We start from the raw sequence: 10,440 nt of genomic DNA, 5'->3' as shown, positions 1-10,440 counted from the left end.
CCAAATTCCATATCCACATAATCATCCTCAATAATTGGAATGGCTTTATCAATTAATGGAATAATAGCCTTTTTGCCTTTCAGATGTTGGAAACGCTCATCATTTGGATTGATACAGATAGCTGCATCCGCCATAATAGTTTCAGGTCGGGTAGTGGCAATTACTAAATGTTCGTCACTTCCTTCAATTTTGTATCTGATGTGATACATTTTACCTTGAACTTCTTTGAAGTTTACTTCATCATCAGCCAAGGCAGTTTTTCCTTCCGGATCCCAATTGACCATACGGGTTCCTCTGTAGATATATCCTTTTTTGTGTAGATCCACAAAAACCTCAATAACGGCTGCAGACATATCCTCTTCCATAGTGAAGCGTTCTCTGTCCCAGTCGCAGGAAGCGCCTAATTTTTTCAGCTGCTGTAATATGATTCCACCGTATTTTTCTTTCCATTCCCAGGCGTGCTTCATGAATTCATCACGGCTGATTTCATTTTTATTGATGCCCTTTTCCTTCAGCATGTTTACGACTTTCGCTTCAGTGGCAATGGAAGCATGGTCCATACCAGGCACCCAGCAAGCTTCTTTACCTTGCATTCTGGCTCTACGGATCAATACATCCTGTATGGTATTATTCATCATATGCCCCATATGCAATACTCCGGTTACGTTAGGAGGTGGGATTACTATGGTATAAGGCTCCTTTTTTGGATCGGGCTTGGAAGCGAAGAACTTCTGCTCCATCCAATGTTTGTACCATTTATCTTCAATATCCGAAGGATTGTATTTTGTTGCCAGTGACATATATGTAATTAAAATTTATTCAAAAATGATATTTGCTCGCAAAATTAAGTAATTCAAGGCTTTTTATTGTAGCAATAAGAAATAAAAAAGCTGAAACTAACCGCAAAAAGGAAAAGGGTTTCAGCTAAAGCTGAAGTTTATTAACCACTAAGTCACAAAGAAACACAAAGCTATTCAGCTAAAGCTGAAATTTAACTAACCGCATAACCTGTCCCGCACTGTAAGTCGGGAGGCGCGAAGACTGTAAGAAATATAAAATGAAAGAAATTAAATTCCTGATAACTAGCTTTTCGGAAGACAATGATTCGAAAATTCTTTTTCTTATTTTTTAACTTTGCGTCTTCGTGACTTTGCGGTTAATCCAAAGCCTTAGGCTTTTCTCTGTTTTCTTAGTGTAAGTCTCAGTGCAACTTTGTGGTTAAACTGGCTGTTATTTTGTTGGAAGTAGCTCAGTTCTAACCTCACCGAAGCCAATTCTAACCCCATCTTTTTCACCATGGCCACGCATGATCACAGTATCATGATCATTGATGAATTTTCTTTCAGTTCCATCCGGCATTTGAACAGGCTTAGTTCCTTTCCAGCTTAATTCCAACATAGAGCCATAAGCTGATGGATCATTCCCACTAATAGTTCCGGAAGCATAAACATCTCCAGTATTGATATTGCATCCGTTTACCGTGTGATGCGATAATTGCTGTACCACATTCCAGTACATATGCTTGAAATTGGAATTGGTGACCACTTTCTCTTCTGAATCTTTTGGCTGAATGCCCACTTGCAAATCAATATCGAAATGGTAATCACCAGAGAATTTCAAATAAGGCAATACTTCCGGTTCTTGTTTTGGCCCGGCAACTTTGAAAGGTTCCAAAGCTTCCATGGTAACGATCCAGGGCGACATAGAAGAGCCGAAATTCTTGGCCAAGAATGGCCCTAATGGAACATATTCCCATTTTTGAATATCTCTTGCCGACCAGTCATTAAATAGCGTAAAACCGAAAATGTAGTTTTCTGCCTCTTTCGTTGGGATAGCATCTCCTAAGGTATTTCCGCCACACGTAATAAAAGCCATTTCTAACTCGAAATCCACCAGTTTAGCAGGGCCAAAATCAGGGTTTTTTGCATCTGGTGCTATGGTTTGTCCTTTTGGTCTGTGTAAAGGAGTTCCTGAAATTACAATGGAAGATGCTCTACCGTGATAGCCAACAGGGATATGTTTCCAGTTGGGCAATAAAGCATTATCAGGATCACGGAACATAGTCCCTACATTGGTGGCATGCGATTCAGAAGAGTAGAAGTCTGTATAATCGCCTATTCGTATAGGCAAATGCATAGTTGCTTCTTTCTGCGGAATTAAAGCATGTTCTTTTAATTGATCATTGCCTTGAAGCTCCTGATTGTCGTCTTGTAAGAGTTCAGAAATTCTTTCTCGGACAGGAACCGTAACTTCCTTACCCAAATCCATAAAATCATTCAAGATCGGATGGTCAAAGATTCTCTCAGGAAGATTAATTTCCTTAAACAATTGAGCAGATTGTACCTCAGTCAAATCTAAAATGTAATCCCCTATGGCAACTCCGGCTCGTGGTGATTTACCTTTAGTGGAGAAAATCCCATAAGGAAGGTTTTGAATAGGGAAATCTGAATCTTCAGCTATTGCTACCCAGCTTTTTAATGCTGGATTGTTTGCTTTATAGGTCATGTTTTAAGTCTGTTTTTAGTCCTTCTTTGATTTGATCTGCTAATATCTGAAAATTTGTGCAGACTGGAAAAGTTTGTGTTGGATGATGGATGTTGGGTGGGACGTTTGCTCGAAGTTGGAAGCTTGAAGCACGAAGCCATGTCTGTACCGAAGGTCGGGCATTTTTAGGAAGCGTGATTGTGATGTGAGAATAGAGGCAAGCTTGTTTGCTTATTAGCTCTGTCTGTTACTTTGCCCTCAACACCTCAACACCTAAAAACCTCTACACTTAAAGCATGAACCATTCCAACCCTTTCACAGTTTCGAACGTCTAGTGATAGATTTGTACATAAGGAATACCAATTTTTAAGTATTTTTCGATTAAATGTAAGATTTTGTAGTTAGTTGCTTACCTTTTATGTAATTATATTTGTAATTTTGAAGTTAGTATAATTGAGGCTGCTAGTGTAAGAAGATTATATACAGCTGATTTTAATAAAATGTCATATGAAAAGATTTTTACTTTCGATATTGTTTTTTGTTGGGGTTGTTAGTGTAGGGTTTGGGCAGAGTATTGGTGATTTCCAAACTCGTCAAACAGGGAGCTGGAATGATTCTAATACCTGGGAAGAGTGGGATGGAGCTGCTTGGGTGAATATGGCTAATACGCCAACAAGTGCTAATGGTGTTGTTTCAATATTGAATTCTCACAATGTTACTGTCACGGCAGCTGTCACTGTTGATCAGATCACTATCAATAACGGTGGGCAAATAACAGTTGCTAGTGGAATTTCATTAACAATTAATGATGGTTCTGGTGATGATTTAACAGTTAATAGTGGTGGTACTTTAACAAATTTAGGAACTTTTAAAACTGGTACTGGAGGAAAAGGAGGACCAGCTGGGCAAGTTAGGGTTTTAGGTGTTTTCGAAAATCAAGGTTCTGTAACCAATTTTTCTTCAGCTAACTTATTTTTTGAATCAGGTTCCGTTTACGATCATCAATTTACAACAACTGAAGGGACCGTTCCATCAGCATCATGGGATGTGAATTCAACAGTAAAAGTTACAGGATACACTTCATTAACTATCTTGAGTATTACTGGAAATTGGTCTCAACCTTTTGGCAATTTTGAATGGAATACTCCCAATTTAACCGCTGGTGGACAGGGGTGGTTTGATATGGATGGCTTCGTAACAACTGCTAATGGTAATTTCAATATATATAATACAGGGGGTATTATACTTTATTTAACGGATATTACTCAGGCTTTAACATTAAATGTAGGAGGAAATGTTAATCTAGATGGAGCGAACACTTATGTAGGTTGTACATATTCGGGTAAGTCTATGACTTGGAATGTTTCTGGTAATTTTAATATTACAAATTCAGCTTTATTAGAATCAACAGAGTCGCAGCCTGTAAATATTAATGTTACTGGTAATTTCAACGTTAACACTGTAAGTAATGGAGTGAATTTAACAATTGGTTCTTCTGGAACTACATTTGATTTGGACGGTGATTTAAATATAGTTGCAGGATCAATTACAGAAACAGGAACAGGAACTAATTCTATTATATTTAGTGGGGGAGTACTTCAAAATTTTACTAATACCGGAGCTGGTTTTTCTAATACAATTAATTTTTCTATAAATAACTCTTCAACATTAGATTTATCTACCTATGCCTTAACAGGATCTGGTACTTTTGAAATCGGTGCTGGTTCTACTTTGATTACAGCCAATGCAGATGGTATTACAACTGGCAACACAACAGGTGCAATTAGAGTTACTGGAACTAGAACTTTTAATACTGGAGCCACCATAGGGTATGATGGAACAGTTGCTCAAAGTTTAGGAGGAGGTTTTCCTGCTTCAGGGGTAAGCTTAACTATCAATAATACAGGTGGTGGCGTAAATATGGCTTCTAACCTTACTATTTCATCACTCCAAATCTTAACGCTAACTGCTGGTACTTTAAATATTGGAGCCAATACATTAACTTTAGATGGAAATGTTTCCACTACTAATGGAGGATTGTCTGGAGGTTCTACTTCTAATCTGTCAATTGGAGGGACCGGAGCATTCGGTACTTTAGGATTTGTAGGTACTACAGAATTAGGTGATTTCACCATCAATAGAACTTCTACTGGTTCAGTTACATTGGGAGGTCCGCTTACTACGCGTGGAACATTTACGCAATCAGCAGGGGACTTTATTTTAAACGGAAATGTTTTCAATATTAATGGCCCTTTTGCTCAATCGGGAGGAACCATAATACCTGATGCAACCTCAGCTTTACTAATTACAGGTTCTGGTTCTTTGCCAGGTACAGTTGCATTTACCGGAAACGTGAGAAAGATTACGCTGGACAGAGCTAGTGCTATATTTGAAACAGCTGCTTCTGAAATTAATGCAGATACCCTGAATGCCTTTTCAGGTGATTTTTCATATAATGGTGGGTCAGTATCTGTTAATGCTGGTGGTTATGTAGAAAGAAGAGAAACCGGAACCTTTTCACAACCGCTGACTTCTACGGGATCTTATGATTTAGTTTATAATATTAGTACAGCTATTAGTACTGGTCCTGAATTACCCACAGCTACGACTACTTTAAACAATCTTACTAAGCGAGGCACAGCTACTTTATCGGTGGCAGCTAATACCACTATCAATGGCATATTAACTTTGAGTAATGGAGGTTTTAATGCAGGAACTGCTGCCATTGACTTAAAAGGAAATTTTGTATCAAACGCGCAGTCTACGCTTACTTCTTCTCTATTGACCTTTAGCGGTATTACCAACTTAACAGGTTCCGTAAATCCAAGTTTCGGTAATATTACTGTAAGTGGTGAGTTTAATCCGGCTAGTAATTTGACTGTTCAGGGTGATATAACCAATAACGGTATTTTAAATACTACTGCAGGGACTATCACTTTTGCAGGCACATCCAATCTTTTGGGTACCAATGCTATTAGGGTGAATAATATCACACTTAATACGGGATCTTCTGTAGTAGCAAATAGTGCTGCTAATTTACGTATAGATGGAGCCTTCTCAAATAGCGGTACTTTTAATGCCAATGGTGGGAATGTAGTTTTTGGAGGCTCTACCTCTATTACGGGCACTGTACCAACTTTTGCGAATGTCCAAGTTGATGGAACCTTAAATGCTCCTACATCTTTAGAAATAACTAATAATTTTGAAAACAATGGGACTTTTGTTCACAATGATGGCCAAGTAAGATTTACCACTAACGCAACAGCAATTAGTGGTACGGCTACTACTTCTTTCTATGATTTATCGATAGAGAATGGTAATGTCAGTGTAAATGGCACAGTAAACTTAGAAAATATAATGTCCTTCACTGGCAGTCCAACTGTTGATTTTGACGGAGGAGGAGCAGGCGTATTTACTTTAAAATCAATACCTGGTCAAGATGCGGCTATTGGTAATATCGGCACTGCAACAGTTTCAGGCAATATTACGGCTGAAAGATATATTGTAAGACGTGATCAAACTTTAGATAGAGGCTATCATATTGTAGGCTTTCCTTCTACTGGGGTAACAGTTGCCGATATTCAAAATGAACTTCCAATTAACGGTACATTTACAGGTGCCAGTGGCTATGTAGGGGATGGATCCATTAATCCAAACAATCCTTCTTTGTATAGATATAATGAAAGTTTAGGAGGAGCATTGGGTGCGAGATATTCTGCTTTTCCTCCTTCTACGAATACAACTGATTTTGCAAATGGTGAAGGCTATCATTTATTTACTTTTACAGGTTTAGCTCCTTTAACTATTAATGGTAGAGGTGCTATTAAAGCTGGTGGCTTCAGTAGAAGTTTGACCTATACAGGTACTGAACCCGATGCTGGCTGGCATACTATTGCAAATCCTTATCCATCAGCTTCTGACTGGTCACAATGGGGACGGGCAGACATAAATGCTGGAACTGCCCATTTGTACGATCCTCAAAGTGGACAATATATTGCTTTGGATGGTACTACACAGCAGTTGATCCCACAAGGTCAAGGGTTTTTTGTAAAGGTTGATGCAGCAGGGACTATTACTGCCACTGAGGCAACAAAAGTAACTGGAAGCACTCCTACTTTTTATCGTACCTCTGATAGTCCATTAGAGCGATTTGAAATCATTCTTAGAAAAGACACCATAGATGATATTGCTATAGTAAGCTTTAATGAAAATGCAACTGATAATTATGAAGCAGCTTATGATGCAGATAGATTGTTAAACGCTAAAGAAACATTTTCCACTTTAACTGCCGATGGAAAGGCTGTTAAGGTAAATAGGTTAGCTTCTTTATACAATACAGAGAGTTGTAGCAGATCGATAAACTTTAAAATGGAGCAAATGGTAAATGGAAGAGATTACAAACTTTTGTTCAGAGATCTCGATCATTTGCCTTCTCAGTCTTTTGTTTTGATGGATCATTATCTAGGCCAAACTGTTAAAGTGACCAATTCTACTATTTACGATTTTCAAGTCAATACTGATGCAGCCTCAAAGAATGATGCTAGATTTGAGTTAATTCTCAGTTCAAATCAGCCTAGTCAGGTGGTTACTGTAGCAGAAGATATTTGCCCAGAGCAAAATGCACTAATAACGATTGAAAATTCTCAATCCTTTGTTAATTATATTGTTCTGAAAAATAATGAAATAATTTCTTCCGTTGCAGGTTCAGGTGCTGATCTTGGAATTGAGATCTCTAATGATATTTTGATTGATGATGTTAATGATTTTGTAATTCAAGGATATGTATCTGGTTGTGATACAGTGTCTGTTGGTAATGCTCAAATTCAAGTTAATGAAGCTTTAACCTTAGATAATGTAGTGGATGGATCATTGATTTGCAATGTAGATACTCAAGCACCTTTTAGCTTATCTACACAGATAGGGGCCAATTACTATATTTTAAACGGCCAGGATACTATACAAACTATTCAGGCAACCGGAAATATCTATGAAGGCTTTATTTCTTCAACCGATCTAAATGATGGATTGAATGAGTTTGTAATTGCTGCAGAAAAAGATGGGTGTCAAAACGGTACTCTAACGCAAAACTTGCAGATAGAAGTCCAGAACCCAACTATTGATAGTTCAATCGCATTTTCATCAGAGAATACGTGTTTGGCAACAGCTTCTACTATAAGCTTTAATGGTCAAGCTGGAGTAGTTTATCAAATATTCAAAGGAACTACCTTAGTAAATAGTATTACGGCAGATAGCACTGAGCAAATTGTCAATATTCCTGAGGCTAATTTAACGGTAGGCGTCAATGAGTTTACGATATTAGCTCAATATGGACAATGCGCTGAATATGAGTTCCCTAATCCTGTACAAATTCAAGTAGAAGAAAATATCAATACTAATTTGAGTTTGATTACTGAAAATACTTGTGGTGATGCCAATACTTCTATCATTATTCAAAATGCTCAAGCTGGCAAAACTTATACCTTACAATCAGCAGGAGTTAACATTACTAGCTTAACTGCTAATGTTGATGGCGAATTGATTTTTAACTTAAATTCAAATCAATTATCAACAGGAGTAAATGAACTAGATATTCAAATTGAAGGTCAAATTTGTGGCGCTGTATTATCAGCCAATAAGGCGGTATTTAGTGTATATGATTCAATCAATTCTAATTTAGAATATATTTCAACAAATGTTTGTAATGCTACTGAAGCTTCTGTAGGGATTAGTAATGCACAAGCAGGTAAAATTTATAGACTATATCAAGGAGCTAGTTTGGTGGAAAGTATTCAAGCCACTACAGATGGACAACTTCTTTTTGCTAATGCAAATGGTCAACTGACAGAAGGACTTAATACTTTCAACTTTCAAATTGAATCAGACGGTTGTGGTATAGTAGATGCAGCAGGAACCCTTACGGTGACTTTATTCGAATCAATTAATCCTGATTTGACTGTAATTTCTCCTGATATCTGTACAGGTGATGCTCAAGTAAATATTGAAATTACCAATGCGCAAGAAGGAAAAACTTATCAATTAATGGATGGAGGAAATGTAATAGCTACACAAACTGCAACCTCTGCTAATAGTTTGATGTTTAGTTTAGCTTCCGATCAGTTTACAATCGGTAGTAATGTATTGAACATCGATATAAGTGATGATAATTGTGGAACGACTAGCGCTATTCAATCAGTTACATTTGAGAAAATTGATGTGGTAGAAATTGCACAAATTGATAATCAAAACATTTGTTTAAATGAGAGTTTAACAATTGATTTATCTGCAAATGCTACAATGAGTAGTTATCAATTATTTGTGGGGGAGGAGCTAGTTCAGGATGCGGTCGCAACATCATTAAGTCTAACGCCAACGGAAACTACTACTTATACTTTAACCGGAATTCCGGAAAATGGATGTAGTGTCAATACCATCAATTTCACCATAGAGGTCACTGATTTGGCTAAGCCGGGGATTTTAGCTTCAGCAAATGTATTAGAAAGTTCTATTGAAGGCGACAGCTATCAATGGTATTTGAATGGCGAAATTTTAAGTGGTGAAACCGCAAAAGTTGTGGTAGCAAATCAATCTGGTGATTATTCCGTTGAAGTTACTAAAGCTAATTGTAGTGCTTTAAGTGATGCCTTTACCTTTAATGAGGAAGTATTAAATGCAAACAAAGCTTTACAAGCCGCGCTGAATTTATATCCTAATCCTGTTGAGGATCAAATGTTTATAGAATTAAATGATATAAATTCAGTAAATGTTACTATTTTTACACTTTCTGGGAAGTTTATTGATAGTTTCGTCTTAGAATCAAGTCAATCAATAATTGATATGAGTAAATTTTCTAAAGGAACTTACCTAATGCAATTTGAGTCTGGTAAGGGAAGTGTTACAAAAAGAATTGTCAAGCAATAATCAATTTTGGCTTGATTATAGAATAGGGAAGAAATGAAAAATAAAATATTATTAACCTTAACCTTTTTTTTATTTATTGGAATAAATATTTTAAATGCTCAGCCTGGTACTCCAACTGATCCTGAGGCTGATAACCCAGTACCCATCACAGGAATTGAATATTTAATTGCTGCAGGTGCTGCTTTTGGAGCAAAAAAGATATACGATAAAAAGAAGAAATAGAATTCAATTCGAATAAGATTTCTGATACTTAATAGTGAGACCTTTTCCATTGATTTGATCTTTGGGAAAGGTTTTTTTATTTCTGGGAACTTAGTTTTTTCTCCCCTTCTTTTTTCTACAATATAGCTACCTATTCTTCTCTTAACTTGACACCCCTATAATCCCTCAAATAACACCCCTGAAGTCCCCTCAAGGGGACAATATCACAGATTTACTTCAATAGAAAATAATAATATTACCACTATTTTCCTCTCTGGGACATCATAATTATTTAAGGTATAGATAGTATCTAAAAGCTAGTGAAAGACCTTTTAAATAGGGGTATAATAAGTCCTAATTTACTTGATGAGTTTATTAATGGCTAACTCCCCCAATTTCGCCTTGAGCGAAAAAGTGGGCAGGAGGGTAAAATGGAGGGCCAGCGTTGGCAATTGTGGGTAGTAGCATCATTTTACCTAGATTTTTTACCAGCCATTAGCTGGTCAGCCTCTGGCTGACATATTTTTTCATCAATGGAAAAAGTATGAATGATTAAGCTAGCACCAAAACACAAAAAAAGGAAATTAAACGCTTAATTTGGCTCATAGGGCCTCTATAAAGAATGGTATAGAGTCTTTAAATCAATTAAATGCACTGTTATATTTTTACCGAAGAAAACAAGAGATTTCTAATTCTTAATAACCTGAGTTCGACTCTAATTTGTAAATTCAGATTTTCATATAATTCAATAGACAAGGCGTCTTTGAGAAGATATAGCGGGCTATATCGAGGGAAGATAACGCAGTATATTGGATTATATGGAAAAGCTTTTCCTAT

General features: G+C 36.9%; 5 protein-coding genes. 3 read left to right on the top strand and 2 right to left on the bottom strand.

The genetic code is table 11. The annotated features are described in order from the left end of the window. Positions 1–800: class I tRNA ligase family protein (locus Q0L29_RS08920; protein WP_296620949.1), on the bottom strand; the 800-nt coding region annotated here is incomplete at its 3' end. A gap of 430 nt (positions 801–1,230) precedes the next feature. Then, complete coding sequence (fahA, locus tag Q0L29_RS08915; protein ID WP_296620947.1) at positions 1,231–2,505, bottom strand: fumarylacetoacetase; 1,275 nt, start codon at positions 2,503–2,505, stop codon at positions 1,231–1,233. A gap of 486 nt (positions 2,506–2,991) precedes the next feature. Between fahA and Q0L29_RS08910 the strand changes: the two genes are divergently transcribed. From Q0L29_RS08910 to Q0L29_RS08900, 3 genes are all read left to right on the top strand, one after another. Further along, the gene (locus Q0L29_RS08910) at positions 2,992–9,402 is read left to right on the top strand and encodes a T9SS type A sorting domain-containing protein (protein ID WP_296620946.1); all 6,411 of its coding nucleotides are present in this window, start codon (positions 2,992–2,994) and stop codon (positions 9,400–9,402) included. Positions 9,403–9,435: 33 nt separating this feature from the next. Next, on the top strand, positions 9,436–9,624 hold the full coding sequence (locus tag Q0L29_RS08905; RefSeq protein WP_296620944.1) for a hypothetical protein: 189 nt from the start codon (positions 9,436–9,438) through the stop codon (positions 9,622–9,624). Between the two features lie 628 nt (positions 9,625–10,252). Next, positions 10,253–10,440, top strand: a 188-nt coding sequence (locus tag Q0L29_RS08900) for a hypothetical protein (RefSeq protein ID WP_296620943.1), incomplete at its 3' end; no start/stop codon positions are given.

Source organism: Marivirga sp. (genome assembly GCF_024636815.1).
GTDB lineage: Bacteria > Bacteroidota > Bacteroidia > Cytophagales > Cyclobacteriaceae > Marivirga.
The sequence above is the reverse complement of the archived record's forward strand: the minus strand, read 5'-3'. Positions and strand labels throughout refer to the sequence as shown.